This is a genomic window from Winogradskyella luteola (assembly GCF_019203985.1).
GTDB classification, from domain to species: Bacteria; Bacteroidota; Bacteroidia; order Flavobacteriales; family Flavobacteriaceae; genus Winogradskyella; species Winogradskyella luteola.
The window spans coordinates 1-23169 of record NZ_JAGSPD010000015.1 but is presented as its reverse complement, the minus strand read 5'-3'; the positions used below and the strand labels follow the sequence as shown (position 1 = coordinate 23169).

Here is a 23169-nt window from a genome sequence, read left to right as displayed (position 1 = left end):
AAGTTTATGTCTGATTTATATTTCACTGAAGAGCATCATTTATTTAGAGAAAGTCTTAGGGGTTTTCTGCAAAAAGAAGTTGTTCCCCATATTGAAAAATGGGAAGAAACAGGTCATATAGAACGTTTTATCTGGAAAAAATTTGGCGATATGGGCTACTTCGGTTTGGCAACACCAGAAGCCTATGGAGGATTGGATCTCGATTTGTTTTATACTGTTATCTTATTAGAGGAAATGCAGCGCATTAATTCTGGTGGTTTTGCTGCTGCAATTTGGGCACACGCTTATTTAGCAATGACACACCTTAATAAAGAGGCCAACCATGAACAAAAAGAAAAATATTTAACGCCAAGTGCATTAGGTGATGCTATTGGTTGCTTGTGCATCACGGAACCTTTTGGTGGTAGCGATGTTGCAGGGATGAGAACCACAGCTGTGAAAAAAGATGATACTTATGTAATCAATGGTTCAAAAACATTTATTACAAATGGAGTTTACAGTGATTATTTGGTAGTTGCAGCAAAGACGAGTCCAGAACTTGGAAATAAAGGTATTAGCATTTTTGTTATGGATAGAGATACCCCAGGGATTTCTGCGACTAAATTAGATAAGTTAGGTTGGAGAGCTTCAGATACTGGTGAAATTGCATTCGATAATGTAGAGATTCCAGCTTCCAACTTAATGGGAGAAGAAAATCAGGGCTTTTCATATATAATGCAACATTTTGCATTAGAGCGTTTAATTATGGGAGTTAATGCACATGCAAGAGCAGAATACGCTTTAGAATATGCAAAACAATACATGTCAGAAAGAACCGCATTCGGACGGACAATCGATAGATTTCAAGCCTTAAGGCATACGTTTGCAGATTGCACTACACAAATGGAAATCTGTAAACAGTTCAATTATTATGTAACTAAGCGATTAGATGCTGGTGACTATGTTGTAAAAGAAGCGACTATGTCTAAGCTACAATCCACAAAAATGGCAGACGATGTTATATATCAATGTCTTCAGTTTTTAGGAGGTTATGGTTATATGGAAGAGTATCCATTAGCGCGTATGGCAAGAGATAGCCGTTTGGGGCCAATTGGTGGAGGCACCTCAGAAATCTTAAAAGAGATTATCGCTAAAATGGTAATTGACGATAAAGACTATAAACCGACAACTTAGAATTTCTTATTATCGTTTTAGTGAAAATTGTTTTCAATTTTGCTAAAATGGTAATTGATGATAAAGATTATAAACCGGCAACTTAGAATTTCTTATTATCGTTTTAGTGAAAATTGTTTTCAATTTTGCTAAAATGGTAATTGACGATAAAGACTACAAACCAGCCACTTAAGTTGTAAACCATAAAAGAAAACCCTGCCAATGTGCAGGATTTTTTTTGGACTAACTTTATTAATACTTATATTTAATGAGTCAAGAAAAAGTTATGGCCTTAAAAGCATTTTTAGATTATCTATTGCTAGAGAAAAACTATTCCAAGCATACGGTTTTAGCTTATAAAATGGACTTAGAGATGTTTCAAGAGTTTTTGAAAGAGCACCACGATTCAGAACCTATTGGTAAGGTAGGCTATTCAGAAATAAGACAGTGGATTGTGGAATTGGTCAATAGCGGAATTTCTAACAGAACAATCAACAGGAAAGTTTCTTCGTTAAGCACATACTACAAGTTTTTACAAAAAACACATTCTATCGAAACAAATCCTTTAAAGAAGCACAAAGCGTTAAAGGTTAGTAAAAAAGTGCAGTTACCATTTTCTGAAGATGAATTAAAACACGTACTAGAACATTCAATAGAAGTTAAAGATTTCGAAAGTTCACGAAATCATCTTATCGTTGAGCTTTTTTATGCAACAGGTATAAGACGTATTGAGTTAGTAAATATAAAAATATCGGATATAGATTTTAGTAAAAAGCAGATAAAGGTTTTGGGTAAGCGTAATAAAGAGCGGTATATCCCTCTTATAGATTCTTTAGTTGTTTCAATCAAACAATATTTAGATTACAGAACCCATTTACCGAATATTGAAGATATTGAAGCCTTATTTTTAACAAAAAAAGGGTTTAAAATTTACGAAATGCTTGTTTACAGAATAATAAATAAGTATTTTAGTGAAGCATCTTCAAAAGCAAAATGCAGCCCGCATGTATTGAGGCACTCATTTGCAACACACTTATTAAATGAAGGAGCAGATTTAAATGCAGTAAAAGAACTTCTTGGACATACCAGTTTAGCAGCTACACAAATATACACACACAATAGTATAGCAGAATTAAAAAAAGTACATGCTAAGTCACATCCGAGGAATCAAAGTTGACCATACTGCTAAAAGCGATATTGAAATTATTTCAATATTAAGTTGAACTTAAAACGAAATGTATGAAAGTAAACACCCAGTCCGTAAATTTCACAGCAGACAGAAAGTTAATCGATTTTATTCAAAAGCGAATGAATAAATTAGATATGTTTTACGATAAAATAATTCAGTCCGATGTCTATTTGAAGGTTGAAAATACAAGCGATAAAGAAAACAAGGTTTTTGAAGCTAAGGTCAGAGTGCCAGGAGATAGCTTTGTGGTAAAAAAACAATGTAAAACTTTTGAAGAAGGAACTGATATAGCAGTAGCTTCGTTAGAAAGACAGTTGAAAAAGCGAAAAGAAAAACTAAGAGCTAGAACTTAATTAAAATTTTTTCAAAAATGTTTTGAATAAAAAAATAAAACACTACATTTGCAGTCCGTTAGAAATAGCGGACTTTTTTGTGGTCTAATATTAGCCTTGAAAAAGTAAGAAAAAGCCGATGTAGCTCAGCTGGCTAGAGCAGCTGATTTGTAATCAGCAGGTCGTGGGTTCGAGTCCCTCCATCGGCTCTAATGTATTGAAAATTAACTCAGGTGTTAATTGGGATAGTTGTAATGGCAATCGGAATTAATATAGGGACGAGAAGTTTATCCTGAGCGTAGTCGAATGGAGTCCCTCCATCGGCTCTGAAATATTGAAAAATCTACTAATTCTGAAATTCAAAATTTTGAATTCACAATTAGTTTTGGGGAGATACTCAAGCGGCCAACGAGGACAGACTGTAACTCTGTTGTTTTTTAACTTCGCAGGTTCGAATCCTGCTCTCCCCACAAAGATTTTGAATAAGTAGTCGTCAAAAGCTTGCTTTTGTAAGGCTGCGTTTCAAAATTCTTAGTGAAGGGTCTCCCTTCACGGATCACCGAGCTATAGCGAGGTAATCCTAAATACAAATAGAAGTTGAGTTCAATAATTTGTTTAGGGATTTATCAGATAAGCAAAGTAATCCAAAAATTGAAATATTGATAACTATTAATTAAGAATACTTAATTATAAAAGCGGGAGTAGCTCAGTTGGTAGAGCGTCAGCCTTCCAAGCTGAATGTCGCCAGTTCGAACCTGGTCTCCCGCTCTAAAGTTCATTCTAAATTATACATTATTCGTTTTTGAGTATTGTTTAAAAGAATGAGTGAGCAGGTGAGAAGTTTATGCTGAGTGTAGTCGAAGTAAAACTGGTCTCCCGCTCTAAAATTCCTGCGAAGGCAGGAATCTCATAATTGTAATGAGGATGTAAACACTTTGCGCCGGCGTAGCTCAGGGGTAGAGCGTTTCCTTGGTAAGGAAGAGGCCACGGGTTCAAATCCCGTCGTTGGCTCTTTTTAAAAGGAATAGAATTTAAATTGAACACTAATATAAATTAAGATTAAATAAATTAAACATGGCAAAGGCAACTTTCGATCGTTCAAAGCCACACCTTAATATAGGTACTATTGGACACGTAGATCACGGTAAAACAACTTTAACTGCTGCTATTACTAAAGTATTAGCTGATGCAGGTTTATCTGAAGCAAAAGATTTCGATCAAATCGATAATGCACCAGAAGAAAAAGAAAGAGGTATTACAATTAATACTTCACACGTAGAATATGCAACAGCAAATCGTCATTACGCTCACGTTGACTGTCCAGGTCACGCGGATTACGTAAAGAACATGGTTACTGGTGCTGCTCAAATGGATGGTGCTATCTTAGTTGTTGCTGCAACAGATGGTCCTATGCCACAAACACGTGAGCACATCTTACTTGGTCGTCAGGTAGGTATTCCACGTATCGTTGTATTCATGAACAAAGTGGATATGGTTGATGATGAAGAGTTATTAGAATTAGTTGAAATGGAAATCAGGGATTTATTATCATTCTACGAGTATGATGGTGATAATGGTCCTGTAATTGCTGGTTCTGCTTTAGGTGCACTTAACGGTGAGCAAAAGTGGGTTGACACAGTAATGGAATTAATGAAGAATGTTGATGAGTGGATTGAAGAGCCAGTACGTGATATGGACAAGCCTTTCTTAATGCCTATCGAAGATGTATTCTCAATCACTGGTCGTGGAACTGTTGCTACAGGTCGTATCGAAACTGGTGTTGCTAACACAGGTGATCCGGTTGAGATTATCGGTATGGGTGCTGAGAAATTAACATCTACTATTACAGGTATTGAGATGTTCCGTCAAATTTTAGATAGAGGAGAAGCTGGTGATAATGCTGGTATCTTATTAAGAGGTATTGAGAAAACTCAAATCTCTAGAGGTATGGTAATTACTAAGCCAGGTTCTGTAACACCACACGCTAAATTTAAAGCTGAGGTTTATATCCTTAAGAAAGAAGAAGGTGGTCGTCACACACCATTCCATAACAACTACCGTCCACAGTTCTACGTACGTACAACTGACGTAACAGGAAACATTGCGCTTCCTGATGGAGTTGAAATGGTAATGCCTGGTGATAACTTAACAATCACTGTTGAGTTAATCCAACCAATTGCAATGAACGTAGGTTTACGTTTCGCTATCCGTGAAGGTGGTAGAACAGTTGGTGCTGGTCAGGTAACTGAAATTTTAGACTAAACAAAATAGTTAAATAATTAATTAAGGTGTCCCGAAAAAATCGGGATGCCTTGATTGTTGTTTACGGGTTTAGCTCAGTTGGTAGAGCACTGGTCTCCAAAACCAGGTGTCGGGAGTTCGAGTCTCTCAACCCGTGCAAAAAGGTAAAACGAGGTGAGAAGTTTGTCCTAAGCGTAGTCGAAGGAAGTCTCTCAATAAGTTTACACTGAGCAAAGTCGAAGTGTGCATAAATAAATTAGGTTGATTTTTAACCTTAAAAAAATAAATCAAATGGCAGGATTAATAACATATATAAAAGAATCGTTCGAAGAGTTAAAGAACCACGTGTCTTGGACACCTTGGCCAGAAGCTCAAAGACTAACAGTTCTTGTAGCTGTGTTCTCAATAATTTTTTCGCTTGCTATTTGGGGAGTGGATACAGTTTTTAGCAAAGCAGTAAAAGCTTATTTTGATATAATTTAGTAACTAACAATTTACAAACGAAGAAGATGTCTGATAAAAAATGGTATGTTGTTAGAGCAGTAAGTGGTCAAGAAAATAAAATCAAGACTTACATTGAGAATGAGATTTCTAGACTGGGTTTAGATGATTTTGTAGATCAGGTCTTAGTGCCTACTGAAAAAGTAATTCAAATACGTAACGGAAAGAAAATAAACAAAGAGAAAGTTTATTTTCCTGGTTATATTATGATTCAAGCCAATTTAAGTGGTGAGATTCCTCATATTATTAAATCAATTACTAACGTAATCGGTTTTCTAGGAGAGACTAAAGGCGGTGATCCTGTACCATTAAGACAGTCTGAGGTAAACAGAATGTTAGGTAAGGTTGATGAATTAGCGATAGAAGCTGATGCAAATGTGGCTATCCCATTTACAAAAGGAGAAACTGTAAAAGTTATCGATGGACCTTTCAATGGGTTTGATGGTACTATCGAAAAAATAAATGAAGAAAAGCGTAAACTTGAAGTGATGGTTAAGATTTTCGGAAGAAAAACACCATTAGAATTAAGTTATATGCAAGTAGAAAAGTTATAATAATTGTTACAATAAAGATAGCGTCATTATCTAGGCTTCCAACATAGATAACGCGCACTAAAATTTAAAAAATGGCAAAAGAACTAGACAAAGTAGTTAAGTTACAAGTTCGGGGAGGTGCTGCGAATCCATCGCCACCGGTAGGACCCGCTTTAGGTGCCGCTGGAGTTAATATCATGGAGTTCTGTAAGCAATTTAATGCTAGAACTCAAGATAAACCAGGTAAAGTTTTACCTGTGGTAATCTCTGTTTACAAAGACAAATCATTTGAATTTGTAATTAAGACTCCACCAGCAGCAGTACAATTATTAGAAGCGGCCAAGGTAAAGAAAGGATCAGGAGAACCAAACCGACGTAAAGTGGCAAAAGTAACTTGGGATCAAGTTAAAGCGATTGCTGAAGACAAAATGCAGGATTTAAATGCATTCGAAATCGGATCAGCTATGAAAATGGTAGCTGGTACAGCAAGATCGATGGGTATCACTGTTAAAGGAGGTGAAGCTCCAAACTAAATTTTACGATATGGCAAGATTAACAAAAAAGCAAAAAGAAGCAAGGGCAAAGGTTGATACAAACAAGCTTTACTCAGTAGAAGAAGCTTCAGCTTTACTAAAAGAAATTACATACACAAAGTTTGACGCTTCAGTAGATTTAGCAGTTAGATTAGGTGTAGATCCACGTAAGGCCAATCAAATGGTTCGTGGTGTGGTTTCTTTACCACATGGTACTGGTAAAGATATGAAGGTTCTTGCATTGGTAACTCCAGATAAAGAAGCAGAAGCTAAAGAAGCTGGTGCTGATTATGTAGGGTTAGACGAATACTTACAAAAAATTAAAGATGGTTGGACAGATGTTGACGTTATTGTCACTATGCCAAGCGTTATGGGTAAGTTAGGACCATTAGGTAGAGTGTTAGGGCCAAGAGGTCTCATGCCAAACCCTAAAACTGGTACAGTGACTATGGATATAGCGAAAGCTGTATCTGAAGTAAAAGCTGGTAAAATAGACTTTAAAGTAGATAAAACAGGTATCGTTCATGCTCCAATTGGTAAGGCATCTTTTAGTACTGAAAAATTGGTAGGTAATGCAAACGAATTGTTGACCACTTTAATGAAGTTAAAACCAACTTCGGCCAAAGGTACTTATGTAAAGAGTATTTACATGTCCAGTACAATGAGTCCAAGTATTGCAATTGATACAAAAATAGTATAGTAGTTAAACTTAGAATATTATGACAAGAGAAGAAAAATCCGTAGTAATTGAAGAGTTGACTGCTCAGTTGGCAGATAATACAAATATCTATTTAACAGATATTTCTGGATTAGATGCAGCAACAACTTCAAATTTAAGACGAGCATGCTTTAAGTCTAACATTAAGTTAGCAGTAGTTAAGAATACACTTTTAGAGAAGGCTATGGAAGCATCGGATAAAGATTTCGGTGAATTACCAACGACTTTAAAGGGAAACACATCAGTAATGTATTCTGAAACTGGTAATGCTCCAGCCAAAGTAATTAAAGAGTTTCGTAAAAAATCTGAAAAACCCTTACTAAAAGGTGCTTTCATTGAAGAGGCAATTTATGTTGGCGATGAATTATTAGATACTCTAGTAGAAATTAAGTCTAAAGAAGAACTTCTTGGCGAGATTATTACAATATTACAGTCTCCTGCCAAGAATGTTATTTCGGCACTTAAGTCTGGTGGAGGAACAATAGCTGGTATTGTAAAAACATTGTCCGAAAGAGAAGGATAATAATTATTAGCACACACAATTAGAAAATTATAATAAAACACACACACACACACATTAAAACAATAGAAAAATGGCAGATTTAAAAGAATTCGCAGAACAATTAGTTAACTTAACAGTAAAAGACGTTAACGAATTAGCAAACATATTAAAAGAGGAGTACGGTATTGAGCCTGCTGCTGCAGCTGTTGCTGTTGCTGCTGGTGCTGGTGCTGCTGGCGGTGACGCTGCAGAAGAGCAAACTGAATTTGACGTAATCCTTAAAGCAGCTGGTGCTTCTAAGCTTGCAGTTGTTAAATTAGTTAAGGAATTAACTGGTTTAGGTTTAAAAGATGCTAAAGGTTTAGTAGATGAAGCACCAAGTACAATTAAAGAAGGTGTTTCTAAAGATGAGGCTGAAGGCTTAAAATCTTCTTTAGAAGAAGCTGGAGCTGAAGTTGAGCTTAAGTAAGCTCGGCTTAACCTACAACATTTGGTTTAGGTCTGTTTCGAAAATTTTTTCGAAATAGGACCTAAACCCTTTTGTGTATATAAACGTTATATACATATTTTAGTTTTTATTTAATTAATATCTCGTTCATCAATGTTAGCAAAAAAGGCTGAAAGAATTAATTTCTCTTCTATTGTAAATAGAACAGATTACCCAGACTTTTTGGATATTCAAATAAAATCCTTTCAGGATTTTTTCCAATTAGAAACAAAGTCAGAAGAAAGAGGAGCAGAAGGGTTGTACAATACCTTCATGGAGAACTTCCCAATTACAGATACGCGTAATCAATTCGTATTAGAATTTTTAGATTACTTCATTGATCCACCTAGATACTCTATAGAAGAATGTATTGAAAGAGGGTTAACATACAGTGTGCCTTTAAAAGCAAGATTAAAATTATATTGTACAGATCCTGAGCATGAAGATTTTGAAACAATTGTTCAAGATGTATACTTAGGTACAATACCTTATATGACGCCTAGCGGTACATTTTGTATCAATGGTGCTGAGCGTGTAGTTGTATCTCAATTGCATAGATCACCTGGTGTATTCTTTAGTCAGTCCTTCCACGCTAATGGAACTAAATTATATTCTGCAAGAGTTATTCCTTTTAAAGGCTCTTGGATAGAATTTGCTACAGATATCAACAGCGTTATGTACGCTTATATCGATAGAAAGAAAAAATTACCAGTTACAACACTTTTCCGTGCTATCGGATTTGAGCGTGATAAGGATATTTTAGAAATTTTTGATCTTGCAGAAGAGGTAAAAGTTTCTAAATCTGGATTAAAGAAAGTCATTGGTCGTAAGTTAGCTGCACGTGTACTTAATACATGGCACGAGGATTTCGTTGATGAAGATACAGGTGAGGTTGTATCTATTGAGCGTAATGAAATTGTATTAGATCGTGATACAATCGTAGATAAAGAAAATATTGAAGAAATTCTTGAAGCGGAAGTAAAAACTATTCTTTTACACAAAGAAAGTGCGCAACAAGGAGATTACGCAATTATTCATAACACATTACAGAAAGATCCAACAAACTCTGAAAAAGAAGCTGTTGAGCATATCTATCGTCAATTACGTAATGCTGAGCCGCCAGATGAGGAAACAGCACGTGGTATCATTGACAAATTATTCTTCTCTGACCAACGTTACTCTTTAGGTGAGGTAGGTCGTTACAGAATGAACAAGAAATTACAGTTAGATATCGGAATGGACAAGCAAGTGCTTACCAAAGAGGATATTATAACAATCATTAAATACCTAATTGAGTTAATTAACTCTAAAGCAGAGATTGATGATATCGATCACTTATCTAACCGTCGTGTACGTACAGTAGGTGAGCAGTTATCGACTCAGTTTGGTGTTGGTTTGGCACGTATGGCGCGTACAATTCGCGAGCGTATGAATGTACGTGACAATGAAGTATTTACTCCAATTGATTTGATTAATGCGAAGACCTTATCTTCAGTAATTAATTCATTCTTTGGAACAAATCAGTTATCTCAATTCATGGACCAAACCAATCCATTGGCAGAGATAACCCACAAACGTCGTTTATCAGCTTTAGGGCCTGGAGGTTTATCTAGAGAAAGAGCAGGTTTCGAGGTTCGTGATGTTCACTATACACACTATGGACGTTTATGTCCTATTGAAACACCAGAAGGACCAAACATTGGTTTAATTTCATCTTTATCCGTATTTGCTAAAGTGAATTCTATGGGATTCATCGAAACACCATACAGAAAGGTAGAAGGAGGTGTTGTAGATATTAAAAATGCTCCTACATATTTAAGTGCTGAGGAAGAAGAAGAGCAAATGATAGCGCAAGCTACTGTAGAAGTTGATGGTAAAGGAAAAATTCAGCACGAAAAAGTAATTGCACGTCAAGAAGGTGATTTCCCAGTGATTGAACCAACAAATGTAAATTATACAGATGTAGCGCCAAATCAAATTGCATCGATTTCGGCATCGTTGATTCCTTTCTTGGAGCACGATGATGCCAACCGTGCATTGATGGGATCTAACATGATGCGTCAAGCTGTTCCTTTGTTACGTCCAGAGGCACCAATCGTTGGTACTGGTTTAGAGCGCCAAGTAGCATCAGACTCTAGAGTATTGATTAATGCTGAAGGTGATGGTGTTGTTGAGTATGTAGATGCAGATAAAATTGTTATTAAATACGAGCGTACAGAAGAAGAAGCCATGGTGAGTTTCGACAGCGACACTAAAGAATATCCTTTAGTGAAGTTTAGAAAAACAAACCAAGGAACATCTATCAACTTAAAACCTATCGTTGAGAAAGGGGATAAAGTTGCCAAAGGTCAAGTACTTTGCGAGGGTTATGCTACACAAAATGGTGAGTTAGCACTTGGTAGAAATATGAAAGTAGCCTTTATGCCTTGGAAGGGGTATAACTTTGAGGATGCAATTGTAATTTCAGAAAAAGTGGTTCGTGATGATATTTTTACATCGATTCATATTGATGAGTATTCATTAGAAGTTAGAGATACGAAGTTGGGTAACGAGGAGTTAACCAATGATATTCCTAATGTTTCTGAAGAAGCGACTAAAGATTTAGATGAGCATGGTATGATTCGCATTGGTGCAGAAATTAAACCAGGCGATATCTTAATCGGTAAGATTACTCCTAAAGGTGAATCTGATCCAACTCCAGAAGAAAAATTACTTCGTGCAATCTTTGGTGATAAAGCAGGTGATGTAAAAGATGCATCTTTAAAAGCGTCTCCATCATTAAATGGTGTTGTTATCGATAAGAAATTATTTGCAAGAGCAGTAAAGGATAAACGAAAGAGAGCACAAGATAAAGAAGATATAGAGCGATTAGAAGATGCTTACGATAACCGTTTTGACGATTTACAAGCTGTATTAGTTGAAAAATTATTTGCTATTGTAAGCGGAAAAACTGCTCAAGGTATCTATAATGATCTTGGTGAAGAAATTATACCAAAAGGAAAGAAGTACACTTTAAAAATGTTGAATGCTGTAGATGACTATACGCATTTAACATCTGGTAAGTGGACAACTGACGATAAAACTAACGAACTTGTTGCAGATTTAATCCACAACTACAAGATTAAAGAAAATGATCTTCAAGGATCGTTAAGACGTGAGAAGTTTACCATTTCGGTTGGTGATGAATTACCAGCAGGTATTATAAAACTAGCTAAGGTTTATATCGCTAAGAAACGTAAACTTAAAGTTGGTGATAAAATGGCAGGTCGTCACGGTAACAAAGGTATTGTGGCACGTATCGTTCGTCAGGAAGATATGCCGTTCTTAGAAGATGGAACTCCAGTTGATATCGTATTGAATCCATTAGGTGTACCATCTCGTATGAATATCGGTCAGATTTATGAAACCGTTTTGGGATGGGCAGGAAAAGATTTAGGTAGAACGTATGCAACGCCAATTTTTGATGGTGCTACATTAGACCAAATCAATTCTTACACAGACGAAGCTGGCATCCCAAGATTTGGCCATACCTATTTATATGATGGTGGAACAGGTGATCGTTTTGACCAACCAGCAACCGTTGGTGTTATTTATATGATTAAGCTTGGTCACATGATTGACGATAAAATGCACGCACGTTCTATCGGACCTTACTCATTAATTACGCAACAGCCATTAGGTGGTAAAGCACAATTTGGTGGTCAGCGTTTTGGTGAGATGGAAGTATGGGCACTCGAAGCTTATGGAGCATCGAGCACATTACGTGAGATCTTAACTGTAAAATCAGATGATGTTATTGGTAGAGCAAAAACTTACGAGGCAATAGTTAAGGGTGAGCCAATGCCAGAACCAGGACTACCAGAATCGTTCAACGTACTTATGCACGAATTGAAAGGTTTAGGATTAGATATTAGATTAGAAGAATAAAAAAATAGTAGGCAGTCGTCAGTATACAGTAAGTACTGTGTACTGAAGGCTGAAGACTGAAGACTATAAAGAACATGGCAAGAAGACAAGATAAGAATACAATACAGAAGTTTAACAAAATTTCTATTGGTTTAGCATCTCCTGAATCTGTTTTGGCAGCATCTCGTGGTGAAGTATTAAAGCCAGAAACTATTAATTATCGAACACACAAACCAGAACGTGATGGTTTGTTCTGTGAGCGTATTTTTGGTCCTGTAAAGGATTTTGAATGTGCTTGTGGTAAGTATAAAAGAATACGTTACAAGGGTATTGTTTGTGACCGTTGTGGTGTAGAAGTAACAGAAAAGAAGGTACGTAGAGATCGTGTTGGTCACATCAATTTAGTGGTGCCTGTAGCTCACATTTGGTACTTCCGTTCGTTACCAAACAAAATAGGTTATCTTCTAGGATTACCATCTAAGAAATTAGATATGATTATCTATTACGAGCGCTACGTGGTTATTCAACCAGGTACTGCTGTAAATGCTGAAGGTGAACCAGTTCAAAAAATGGACTTCTTAACAGAGGAAGAGTATTTAACCATTCTTGAAGCACTTCCACAGGAAAACCAATATTTAGAAGATTCAGATCCAAATAAGTTTATCGCTAAGATGGGTGCTGAGTGTTTAATTGAGTTATTATCAAGAATTGATTTAGATCAATTATCTTACGATTTAAGACATAAAGCAAACAACGAAACATCTAAACAACGTAAAACAGAAGCTTTAAAGCGTCTTCAAGTTGTTGAAGCATTTAGAGAATCTAACGAAAATAGAGAGAACAGACCAGAGTGGATGATCATGAAGGCTGTTCCTGTAATTCCACCAGAATTAAGACCTTTAGTACCTTTAGATGGTGGTCGTTTTGCAACATCAGATTTAAATGATCTATACCGTCGTGTTATTATCCGTAACAACCGTCTTAAAAGATTGGTTGAGATAAAAGCACCAGAAGTGATTTTACGTAATGAGAAACGTATGTTACAAGAATCAGTAGATTCGTTATTCGATAACACACGTAAGTCATCAGCTGTAAAAACAGATTCTAACAGACCATTAAAATCGTTATCAGATTCACTTAAAGGTAAGCAAGGACGTTTCCGTCAAAACTTATTGGGTAAGCGTGTTGATTATTCTGCACGTTCTGTAATTGTTGTTGGACCAGAATTAAAATTATTCGAATGCGGATTGCCAAAAAATATGGCAGCAGAGCTTTACAAGCCTTTCATCATTAGAAAACTAATTGAAAGAGGTATTGTAAAAACTGTAAAATCTGCAAAGAAGATTATAGATAGAAAAGAACCTGTAGTTTGGGATATTTTAGAAAATGTTTTAAAAGGACATCCAGTACTTTTAAATCGTGCTCCTACATTGCACAGACTTGGTATTCAGGCATTCCAACCTAAGCTAATTGAAGGTAAAGCGATTCAATTGCACCCATTAGTATGTACGGCTTTTAATGCCGATTTCGATGGTGATCAAATGGCTGTGCATTTACCATTGGGACCAGAAGCAATTTTAGAAGCACAACTTTTAATGTTGGCATCGCATAATATTCTGAATCCAGCAAACGGTTCACCAGTAACAGTACCTTCTCAGGATATGGTTCTTGGTCTTTATTACATGACCAAGCACAGAAAAACAGATAAGGATTATACTGTAAAAGGTGAGGGTTTAACTTTCTATTCTCCAGAAGAAGTAACTATTGCTTACAACGAGAAGCAAGTAGATCTTAATGCTGGCATAAAAGTTAGAACTAAAGATTTCAATGAAGAAGGTGAGTTAACAACCCAAATTATTGAAACAACTGTTGGTCGTGTACTTTTCAACGAAAAAGTACCAGAAGTCGCAGGTTATGTCAATGAAGTATTAACCAAAAAATCGTTAAGAGATATTATTGGTAATATACTTAAAGTAACGTCTGTACCAGAAACAGCCGAGTTCTTAGATGAGATTAAAACATTAGGATATAAGTTTGCATTCCAAGGTGGATTATCATTTAGTTTAGGTGATATTATTATTCCTGAAGAAAAGCAAACGATGATTCAGGCTGCCAATAAAGAGGTGGATGTTGCTATTGGTAACTATAACATGGGGCTTATTACGAATAACGAACGTTATAATAAAGTCATTGATATTTGGACATCTACCAATGCTGAATTGACCGAATTGTCAATGAAGCGTATTAGAGAAGACCAGCAAGGATTTAACTCAGTATTTATGATGTTAGATTCTGGTGCTCGTGGATCTAAAGAACAGATTCGCCAGCTAACAGGTATGCGTGGATTAATGGCAAAACCTAAAAAATCTACAGCTGCCGGTGGTGAAATTATTGAAAACCCAATTCTTTCTAACTTTAAAGAGGGACTTTCAATTTTAGAATACTTTATTTCTACACACGGTGCACGTAAAGGACTTGCAGATACAGCTCTTAAAACGGCAGATGCTGGTTACTTAACACGTCGTCTAGTGGATGTATCTCAAGATGTCATTGTGTACCAAGAAGATTGTGGTACACTAAGAGGAATTGAGGTTTCTGCACTTAAGAAAAATGAAGAAATTGTAGAAAAACTTGAGGCTAGAATTGTAGGTAGAACATCACTTAACGATGTTTACGACCCGCATACAGAAGAATTAATCGTTGAAGCTGGTGGTCACATAGATGATGTCATAGCTAAGAAGATTGGTGATTCTGCTCTAGAAAGTATTGAAGTACGTTCACCATTAACTTGTGAAGCCAAAAAAGGTATCTGTGTAAAATGTTACGGACGTAACCTTGCAACTGGTAAAATGGTGCAACGAGGTGAAGCTGTAGGTGTAGTTGCTGCTCAGTCTATTGGTGAGCCAGGTACACAGTTAACATTACGTACATTCCACGTTGGTGGTATTGCAAGTAACATTTCTGAGGAAAATAAACTAACTGTTAAGTTTGATGGTGTTGCTGAGATTGAAGACCTTAAAACAGTAAAAACTAAAGATGGTGAAGGAAAAGAGGTTGATGTAGTAATTTCTAGAACTTCAGAATTAAAATTAGTGGATGCCAAAACAGGAATTGTTTTAAGTACAAACAATATCCCTTACGGTTCTCATATTTTTGTAAAGCCTGGATCAAAAGTGAAGAAAGGAGATACAATTTGTCAGTGGGATCCATATAATGGTGTAATTATTTCAGAATTTGCTGGTAAAGTAAAGTATGAAAATATTGAACAAGGTGTAACTTATCAAGTAGAGATTGATGAACAAACAGGTTTCCAAGAGAAAGTAATTTCAGAATCTAGAAACAAGAAATTGATTCCTACTTTATTGATTGAAGATAACAAAGGAGAAACAATTCGTTCTTACAACTTACCGGTTGGTGCGCACATTATGATTGATGATGGTGAGAAAATCGATATAGGTAAGATCTTGGTTAAGATTCCTCGTAAGTCTGCAAAAGCAGGTGATATTACTGGTGGTCTTCCTCGTGTTACGGAACTATTCGAAGCACGTAATCCTTCTAACCCTGCTGTTGTTAGTGAGATCGATGGTGTGGTGTCATTTGGTAAGATTAAGCGTGGTAACCGTGAGATTATTATCGAATCTAAACTTGGTGAGATTAAGAAATACCTAGTGAAGTTATCTAATCAGATTCTTGTACAGGAAAATGATTATGTAAAAGCTGGTATGCCATTATCTGATGGATCAATTACACCAAACGATATTTTAAATATCAAAGGCCCATCTGCGGTACAACAATATTTAGTCAACGAAGTACAAGAAGTATATCGTTTACAAGGTGTGAAAATTAATGATAAGCACTTTGAAGTTGTTGTAAGACAGATGATGCGTAAAGTTAAGATTATGGATTCTGGTGATACTATTTTCTTAGAAAATCAATTAGTACACAAATCAGATTTCATTGAAGAAAACGATAAGATTTTCGGAATGAAAGTGGTTGAAGATGCTGGTGATTCTGAGAATTTAAAGTCTGGTCAAATTATAACGGTTAGACAGCTTAGAGACGAGAACTCTATTCTTAGAAGAGAAGATAAAAATCTTGTAACAGCTAGAGATGCTAGTCCTGCGACTGCGACACCAATCTTACAAGGTATAACTAGAGCATCATTACAAACCAAATCATTTATATCAGCTGCATCGTTCCAGGAAACAACGAAAGTTCTTAACGAAGCTGCAGTAAATGGTAAGGTAGATACTCTTGAAGGACTGAAAGAAAATGTAATTGTAGGTCACAGAATACCAGCTGGTACTGGTGTTAGAGAATACGATAGCATTATTGTAGGTTCTAAAGAAGAGTTTGATGAAATGATGAAAGCTAAGGAAGAGATGAATTTTAATTAGAATTTGTCATTCCTGCGAAGGCAGGAATCTATACAACAAAAGCCTTCATTCTATAAAAGTTTGAAGGCTTTTTTAATCATAAAGAAAGAATAATCAAATTTCCATTTCTATGGAAACTAAAACAAGTTTAAGATGGCAGACGAAAAGAAAGCCCCTAAAAAAGGACAAATAAACATAGAGCTAGACGAAAAAGTGGCTGAAGGCACCTATTCAAACCTGGCAATCATCAATCATTCAGTTTCTGAGTTTGTTGTGGACTTTGTAAGTATTATGCCTGGTACGCCAAAGAGTAAAGTTAAATCTCGGATCATATTAACTCCGCAACACGCAAAACGTTTATTAAAAGCATTGGGTGATAATGTGACACGTTTTGAGAAAGCCCATGGTGAAATCAAGGATTACGAGCAACCGCCAATACCATTAAATTTTGGACCAACCGGTCAGGCCTAAAAATTAAAGCCTTTTGAAATTAGTATAATTTCAAAAGGCTTTAATTTTAATCAGTTCAATGTAGATTCAGTAAATTAGGCTACATCTTTTTGATTTAAATGATACTTTAATGCACCTGAAGGACATTTTTTAATCTGATTTATTATTGAATCCGTTTGAGCTCCATCTAAATCAATCCAAGGGATTACAGAATTTCTAAATACTTCTGAGAGTTGTCTTGCGCAAATTCCTGCATTGATACAGCAATTTGGTTCGTAAGTAACAGTGATATCTTCATTACTGAAAACGTTTGCATTTGTATCCATAATAAGTAGATTAGTTTGGGGTTAATCTTATTTTAAAATTAGATGTTGAATATGAAAAGTAAACATTTCATCGATTAAAAACAAATTATATCGACAAAATGCATTATTTTTTTATACTATTTTATGAAAAGTACTGACGATTTATTTAAATTCAGAAGTCATATGAAAGGTAATGCTAGGGTATTTTTGTTGCGTCATTTGCAGTGAAAACATGGAATCTGCTAAAAATACCAACTGATTTTGTTTGTCTCTAGCTAAATAACGTTGTTTTACCCTAAGAAAATCCTTGTATTCATCGCTCTTCTCATTATCGGTTTCTACCCAACATGCCTTATGTACATTTAGGTTTTCATAAGTGCATTTTGCACCATATTCATGCTCTAATCGATATTGAATGACTTCATACTGTAATGCACCAACAGTACCAATTACTTTTCTTCCATTATAATCCAGTGTAAATAATTGCGCGACACCCTCGTCCATTAATTGATCTATTCCTTTGTACAGCTGTTTGGCTTTCATTGGATCCGCATTATTAATGTACCGAAAATGTTCTGGTGAAAAACTAGGTACACCTTTGTAATTGATAATTTCTCCTTCGGTAAGAGTGTCTCCTATTTTAAAATTTCCTGTATCCTGCAAGCCCACAATATCCCCTGGATACGATATGTCCACAATTTCTTTCTTTTCTGCAAAGAATGCATTTGGGCTGGAAAACTTTAATTTTTTATTATGTCTTACATGCAGGTAAGGAGTATTTCGTTTAAATTCACCAGATACAATTTTAATAAAGGCCAATCTATTTCTATGATTGGGATCCATATTGGCATGAATTTTAAAAACAAAGCCAGTAAACTTCTCTTCTTCGGGTTTTACCAAACGCTCTTCGCTTTGCTTAGGTCTTGGCTTAGGTGCTATTTCAATAAAACAATCCAATAATTCTCTAACTCCAAAGTTGTTTAAAGCTGATCCAAAGAAAACAGGTTGTAAATCACCATTTAAATAATTGTCTTTATTAAACTCTGGATAAATACCTTCAACAAGTTCTATTTCTTCTCTTAAGGTTTGTGCAGCTTTATCGCCAACTAAATGATCTAATTCTTCAGAATTTAAATCTGAAATTTCAATTGTATCATTAACATGTTGTTTACTGTCACCCCTAAATAAATTTACATTCTTTTCCCAGATATTATAAATCCCTTTAAACTCATATCCCATACCTATGGGAAAGCTCAATGGAGTTACTTTTAGCCCCAACTTTTGCTCAACTTCATCTAAAAGATCAAATGCATCCTTACCTTCTCGATCTAGTTTGTTGATAAAGACAATCATAGGGATGTTGCGCATTCTGCAAACTTCAACCAATTTTTCAGTTTGTTCCTCCACACCTTTAGCAACGTCAATAACCACAATAACACTGTCAACAGCGGTTAAGGTTCTAAAAGTATCTTCAGCAAAATCTTTATGGCCAGGTGTATCTAAGATGTTAATTTTTATGCCATTATACTCAAATGCTAAAACCGATGTCGCAACAGAAATACCACGTTGTCGCTCTATTTCCATAAAGTCACTTGTAGCACCTTTTTTTATTTTATTACTTTTTACGGCACCAGCTTCTTGTATGGCACCGCCAAAAAGAAGCAATTTTTCGGTAAGTGTTGTTTTACCTGCATCTGGGTGTGATATAATACCAAATGTACGTCGTCTGTTAATTTCTGTTTTAAAACTCATAGCTGTTTTTGAGAAATGCAAAATTAAAATAAACAACAAGATTATAGTTGATTAATATAGATAATATTGACACTTAATCTATTTATTTCAATCTTAATAGAAGAATTTGTCAATTCATCGATTATTTAATTCAAATAAAATTCCTGTGAGTAATTTGCGTGCAATTATGAATTAGTAAAAATAGTAGTACAAAATTTTACTATGTATAATATGTCCCAAATCAATAGTTTACTTTCAATAATGAAAAAGATTAATAGCAAATCTTCCCTTTCATTTATATAGTTAAGTATCTATAATGAGCATTTGGTCATTTTTATCAACTCATTGTCTTTAAGAAAAGGCTATAGTAGTTTTTAGTACTAGGATTCTTACTTCAAATTTGTTTTATGACATTTTATCGATGAATGTATTTGTCGTTAGAAATACCAAATTGAATTATACATCAACTATATAATACTATGAAAATCTCTACCCGATTCTCTTATGCTAAAGTATTTTTTGCTCTAGTATTTTTTTCCTTTAGCTATATTGGAAATAATTTTTCTGCACAAAATACACCAACATTTGCAGGCACTCAAGGTCCAACATTATTATCAGGAACTCTTAATACTCAAGGTTCTAGGTATTTATATACTAATGCTGTAATAAACGTTAATGGCACTGCAGCAAATGCAGACGTACTTTTGACAATAGTTGAATTGAATAATATTAACTTAGTGAGTGTTGATACGGCATTAGGTGATGATAATAGATTTGAGCCGTCAACTCTAACTACCGCTGCAAACGGTTATGTAGAGTGGGAAATGATATTTGTCGAAAGTGGTACGGCATCTGCAATTTCAGATGGTGTACCAATTCTTTTAGAATCATATACGCTTTCCGCTATCGACGTTGATGGTAATGAATTTTTTGAAGTTCAAGTACCAGATAGTTATACATTAGAAGGCGGGCTAGGTGCATCTCCACCAGGATGTCCTCAGGCTTCTGGTGCAATAACTAATGCATTAGGTTGTCCATCTGCGCTAGTGGTTTCTACAAATGGCAATTTTACTAGATTTCAAAGTGGGACAGATTTTGCGTCAGGGATTACTGTTAATAGAACAGAATATATAGTTAATGTAAATTATAACGATGTAAGTACTATCAGATTCAGAAATGGTAGATCCGTTAGTGGTGGAACTAGACAAAATTCGGTGAGTTTTCTTGGTGAGGTTACATTTGTTAACTCTGCATCAACAGTATTGAATAACCCACCAGTTGTTGTAGATAATCTTGGAAATACAGTTTTAGAGGATTCTACAGGTAATACTCCAATAAATGTACTTATTGGATCGTCTGATCCAGAAGGCAATATTGATACAGCAACAGTGGTACTAATAGATACAAATAACCCAAGTAATATTGGTACTGTAAGTAATGATTTGCTAATTGCTGGTATTGGAACTTATTCAGTTGATAATACAGGTAATGTTACACTTACACCTGCAACAGGTTATGTTGGTGTAGCAGATATAGATTTTAGAGTAGAAGATGTTCTCGGTGCAAGTTCTAATGTTGCCACTTTAGGTATTACAGTACTACCTTCATGTAATATATCTGATATTACAGAATCTAATATTGATCCATGTTCAGATAATGGTACACCAACAATTTTTACAGATGATACTTTTACAGCAGATATCACGGTTACATTTTCTAATGCACCTATCGCAGGTACGCTAGATCTTACAGGTGATGGTACTGCTTCGGTATCGGTTTCTGGTTTAACATCTCCTTATACTTTTGTAGATGTAGTTTTACCAGCTGATGGAGGAGCAATTGACTTAACAGCTACTTTTTCAGCTGATGGTGCTTGTACATTTAACAATTCAAATGTTTTAACTGCACCTTTTGAGTGTAGTGATGATGCTTGTCCAGATGTTATACCAACAGGCAGTCCTACTGCACCGTTAATGTCTGCAGATGTCACTTTCGATATTACAGGAACAGGTGGTACTGCTGGAGCTGCATTAAATTCTATTAGCATAACGGGTGAGCCTAACCCTTTTACTGAATTATATGTACCATCCACAATAGAATACCAATTTGCAATTCCGGCACAAACTAACCAATACATTACCAATCTGGGGGTGATAGGCTCTAATATTAACGATGATCCAGCCATATTTGATGCTGAGTTATTGGAATCCTATTCAAATAAAGAATTGACAAATTATTTTTCTGCGGATAATGGAATAGCACCGGGAATCGTACCTGGTGATTTCGTATTAATACGATATGATGCTCCAATTTCTGCTGCGGCGAATAGGTATATGGTGGCAACTGAAAGAAATGGTAATATTTCATACAGAATTCAGGCATTAGATGCTGCAGGTAACCCAATAGGAACAGAAAGAACAACATCAGTAGCAACCTATATAGATACAGGTGTACAGGCAGATCCAGTTAATTTTCCTGGCGAAAATATTGAAGCTAGTATCTATCCCTTAACAGCATTTGTACCGTCTGGGGATGATATTTACGGATTCAGAATAAGGTTTAGAAACTCATCATCTGGTGAGGCGGGTGATGGAAAAGTCTTTATCCTATATGATTCAGCTTTTTTAACAGCTCCACCCACAATTGAAGCTACCACAAGTTTTGTTCAACCTACTTGTCCAACAAACCTTGGTTCAATAACGATAGATGCCACGGACAACGGTGGTGGAGCGATAGAATACAGTATAAATGGTGTTGCAGGGCCATGGCAAACATCAAATGTCTTTAATAACTTAACTCCGGGAACTTATACAACAGCAGTGAGATACCAATCGGCACCAGATTGTTTGGCAGTCTCTATTAACGACATCATACTTGAAGATTCTGGATTTAATATCACTGCAATTGCTGCTGCGGATATAACGGCATGTAACAACAATAGTACACCATTAGATATTACAGATGATACATTTACAGCTGATATTACTATAACTTTTGATGGTACACCTACAACAGGAACTTTAGATTTAACAGGTGATGGTACAGCAACAGTATCTGTTGTTGGTTTAACATCGCCATATACATTCAACGATGTTGTTTTTTCTGCTAGTGGTAATGCGGTTTCTTTAACTGCAGCATTTTCGGATGCGCCTACTTGTTCACTCACTGACTCAGCTGTTTTTACTGCACCTACAGAGTGTAGTGATGATGCTTGTCCAGATGCAATTCCATCAGGAAATCCAACTGCACCTTTGATGTTGGCAGATGTAAGTTTCAATATAACAGGGACAGGTGGTGCTGCAGGGGCAGTATTAAATTCAATATCTGTAGCTGGTGAACCTAATCCATTTACAGAGTTTTATATCCCTTCCACAGTCAGTTACTCATTTGCAAATTCAGCTGCTGTTAATCAGTTTATATACGATATGGGTACTATTGGATCAGACATTACAGACGGTCCAGCAATATTTGACCCAGAGCTTTTGTCAGTATATTCAGATAGAGATTTAACTAATTATTTTACCACAGAAGGTGTTGTTGCACCAGGAATCGAACCAGGCGATTTTGTATTGGTGAGATATGATGCACCAATTACATCTGCTGCTAATAGATATATGGTAGCCACTGAAAGAGATGGTAACATTTCATATAGAATACAGGCATTAGATGCAGCTGGTAACCCAATAGGGACAGAAAGAACAACATCTGTATCAACTTATATTGATACAGGTGTACAGGCAGATCCAGCAAATTTTCCTGGTGAAAATATTGAAGCTAGTATCTATCCCTTAACGGCATTTGTTCCATCGGGTAGTGATATTTATGGATTTAGAATAAGGTTTAGAAATTCATCACCAGGTGATGGCGGAGATGGAAAAGTATTTGTAATATATGATTCTTCATTTTTAACGCCACCACCAACTATTGAAGTTACAACAAGTGCTGTTCAACCTACATGTCCAACAAATCAAGGCTCTATTATAATAGATGCTACAGATAATGGAGGTGGAACCATAGAATATAGTGTTAATGGTACGGCAGGGCCATGGCAAACATCAAATGTGTTTAATAGCTTACCTTCTGCGACATATACACCGGCAGTAAGGTATCAGTCAACGCCAACATGTTTAGCCGTTTCTAATAACACCATTACATTAAATAGTGTTGATTGTCCTAACATCGAGGCGGTAAAGACGGTAGCGATCACCAATGA

16 protein-coding genes and 5 tRNA genes are annotated in these 23169 nt (G+C 35.8%); 19 read left to right on the top strand and 2 right to left on the bottom strand.

Translation table 11 applies throughout. From position 1 onward, the window contains the following. The first annotated feature begins 6 nt into the window (after positions 1–6). From KCG49_RS14545 to KCG49_RS14460, 18 genes are all read left to right on the top strand, one after another. The gene (locus KCG49_RS14545) at positions 7–1173 is read left to right on the top strand and encodes an acyl-CoA dehydrogenase family protein (protein WP_218547535.1); all 1167 of its coding nucleotides are present in this window, start codon (positions 7–9) and stop codon (positions 1171–1173) included. Between the two features lie 265 nt (positions 1174–1438). Next, on the top strand, positions 1439–2329 hold the full coding sequence (locus KCG49_RS14540; protein ID WP_218547607.1) for a tyrosine-type recombinase/integrase: 891 nt from the start codon (positions 1439–1441) through the stop codon (positions 2327–2329). A 62-nt stretch (positions 2330–2391) separates the two neighbouring features. Continuing rightward, entirely contained in the window at positions 2392–2694 is a 303-nt protein-coding gene (gene hpf, locus KCG49_RS14535; protein ID WP_218547533.1) for a ribosome hibernation-promoting factor, HPF/YfiA family, read from the top strand. Between the two features lie 114 nt (positions 2695–2808). Beyond that, positions 2809–2882: transfer RNA gene (locus tag KCG49_RS14530), tRNA-Thr, on the top strand. A 178-nt stretch (positions 2883–3060) separates the two neighbouring features. Next, positions 3061–3143 (top strand) — tRNA-Tyr (locus KCG49_RS14525). 225 nt (positions 3144–3368) lie between these two features. After that, positions 3369–3441: transfer RNA gene (locus KCG49_RS14520), tRNA-Gly, on the top strand. Between the two features lie 171 nt (positions 3442–3612). Continuing rightward, positions 3613–3684 (top strand) — tRNA-Thr (locus KCG49_RS14515). 63 nt (positions 3685–3747) lie between these two features. Further along, a complete protein-coding gene (gene tuf, locus KCG49_RS14510) occupies positions 3748–4935 on the top strand; it encodes an elongation factor Tu (protein ID WP_218547531.1) in 1188 nt (395 codons plus the stop codon). Positions 4936–4998: 63 nt separating this feature from the next. Further along, positions 4999–5071, top strand: a tRNA-Trp gene (locus tag KCG49_RS14505). Positions 5072–5205: 134 nt separating this feature from the next. Further along, on the top strand, positions 5206–5397 hold the full coding sequence (gene secE / locus KCG49_RS14500; protein WP_218547529.1) for a preprotein translocase subunit SecE: 192 nt from the start codon (positions 5206–5208) through the stop codon (positions 5395–5397). Between the two features lie 26 nt (positions 5398–5423). Then, positions 5424–5969: a transcription termination/antitermination protein NusG gene (gene nusG / locus KCG49_RS14495; protein ID WP_218547527.1), complete on the top strand. Its 546-nt coding sequence runs from the start codon at positions 5424–5426 to the stop codon at positions 5967–5969. A 71-nt stretch (positions 5970–6040) separates the two neighbouring features. Further along, positions 6041–6481 carry a 50S ribosomal protein L11 gene (gene rplK, locus KCG49_RS14490; protein WP_076617134.1) on the top strand — a complete coding sequence of 147 codons (441 nt, stop codon included), beginning with the start codon at positions 6041–6043 and terminating at the stop codon, positions 6479–6481. A gap of 10 nt (positions 6482–6491) precedes the next feature. Further along, positions 6492–7181, top strand: a complete 690-nt coding sequence (rplA, locus tag KCG49_RS14485; protein ID WP_218547526.1) for a 50S ribosomal protein L1 — start codon at positions 6492–6494, stop codon at positions 7179–7181. A gap of 19 nt (positions 7182–7200) precedes the next feature. Continuing rightward, positions 7201–7722: a 50S ribosomal protein L10 gene (rplJ, locus tag KCG49_RS14480; protein ID WP_218547524.1), complete on the top strand. Its 522-nt coding sequence runs from the start codon at positions 7201–7203 to the stop codon at positions 7720–7722. 70 nt (positions 7723–7792) lie between these two features. Then, positions 7793–8170, top strand: coding sequence for a 50S ribosomal protein L7/L12 (gene rplL, locus KCG49_RS14475; protein ID WP_218547522.1), 378 nt, complete (start codon positions 7793–7795; stop codon positions 8168–8170). Between the two features lie 132 nt (positions 8171–8302). Continuing rightward, positions 8303–12115, top strand: coding sequence for a DNA-directed RNA polymerase subunit beta (rpoB, locus tag KCG49_RS14470; protein ID WP_218547520.1), 3813 nt, complete (start codon positions 8303–8305; stop codon positions 12113–12115). Positions 12116–12189: 74 nt separating this feature from the next. Continuing rightward, a complete protein-coding gene (rpoC, locus tag KCG49_RS14465; RefSeq protein ID WP_218547518.1) occupies positions 12190–16491 on the top strand; it encodes a DNA-directed RNA polymerase subunit beta' in 4302 nt (1433 codons plus the stop codon). A gap of 132 nt (positions 16492–16623) precedes the next feature. Then, complete coding sequence (locus tag KCG49_RS14460; RefSeq protein ID WP_218547516.1) at positions 16624–16941, top strand: DUF3467 domain-containing protein; 318 nt, start codon at positions 16624–16626, stop codon at positions 16939–16941. Between the two features lie 74 nt (positions 16942–17015). On the opposite strand, the gene KCG49_RS14455 is transcribed toward KCG49_RS14460, so the two are convergent. Next, entirely contained in the window at positions 17016–17246 is a 231-nt protein-coding gene (locus tag KCG49_RS14455; RefSeq protein WP_218547514.1) for a (4Fe-4S)-binding protein, read from the bottom strand. Positions 17247–17387: 141 nt separating this feature from the next. Continuing rightward, the gene (locus KCG49_RS14450) at positions 17388–18977 is read right to left on the bottom strand and encodes a peptide chain release factor 3 (RefSeq protein ID WP_218547512.1); all 1590 of its coding nucleotides are present in this window, start codon (positions 18975–18977) and stop codon (positions 17388–17390) included. A 458-nt stretch (positions 18978–19435) separates the two neighbouring features. Here KCG49_RS14450 and KCG49_RS14445 point away from each other — a divergent pair. Continuing rightward, the coding region (locus KCG49_RS14445; RefSeq protein ID WP_218547510.1) for an Ig-like domain-containing protein at positions 19436–23169 on the top strand (3734 nt) is incomplete at its 3' end.

Coding starts and splice junctions, on each gene's coding strand:
- KCG49_RS14545 (WP_218547535.1), top strand. CDS start 7: ATGTCTGATTTATATTTCACTGAAGAGCATCATTTATTTAGAGAAAGT.
- KCG49_RS14540 (WP_218547607.1), top strand. CDS start 1,439: ATGGCCTTAAAAGCATTTTTAGATTATCTATTGCTAGAGAAAAACTAT.
- hpf (WP_218547533.1), top strand. CDS start 2,392: ATGAAAGTAAACACCCAGTCCGTAAATTTCACAGCAGACAGAAAGTTA.
- tuf (WP_218547531.1), top strand. CDS start 3,748: ATGGCAAAGGCAACTTTCGATCGTTCAAAGCCACACCTTAATATAGGT.
- secE (WP_218547529.1), top strand. CDS start 5,206: ATGGCAGGATTAATAACATATATAAAAGAATCGTTCGAAGAGTTAAAG.
- nusG (WP_218547527.1), top strand. CDS start 5,424: ATGTCTGATAAAAAATGGTATGTTGTTAGAGCAGTAAGTGGTCAAGAA.
- rplK (WP_076617134.1), top strand. CDS start 6,041: ATGGCAAAAGAACTAGACAAAGTAGTTAAGTTACAAGTTCGGGGAGGT.
- rplA (WP_218547526.1), top strand. CDS start 6,492: ATGGCAAGATTAACAAAAAAGCAAAAAGAAGCAAGGGCAAAGGTTGAT.
- rplJ (WP_218547524.1), top strand. CDS start 7,201: ATGACAAGAGAAGAAAAATCCGTAGTAATTGAAGAGTTGACTGCTCAG.
- rplL (WP_218547522.1), top strand. CDS start 7,793: ATGGCAGATTTAAAAGAATTCGCAGAACAATTAGTTAACTTAACAGTA.
- rpoB (WP_218547520.1), top strand. CDS start 8,303: ATGTTAGCAAAAAAGGCTGAAAGAATTAATTTCTCTTCTATTGTAAAT.
- rpoC (WP_218547518.1), top strand. CDS start 12,190: ATGGCAAGAAGACAAGATAAGAATACAATACAGAAGTTTAACAAAATT.
- KCG49_RS14460 (WP_218547516.1), top strand. CDS start 16,624: ATGGCAGACGAAAAGAAAGCCCCTAAAAAAGGACAAATAAACATAGAG.
- KCG49_RS14455 (WP_218547514.1), bottom strand. CDS start 17,246: ATGGATACAAATGCAAACGTTTTCAGTAATGAAGATATCACTGTTACT.
- KCG49_RS14450 (WP_218547512.1), bottom strand. CDS start 18,977: ATGAGTTTTAAAACAGAAATTAACAGACGACGTACATTTGGTATTATA.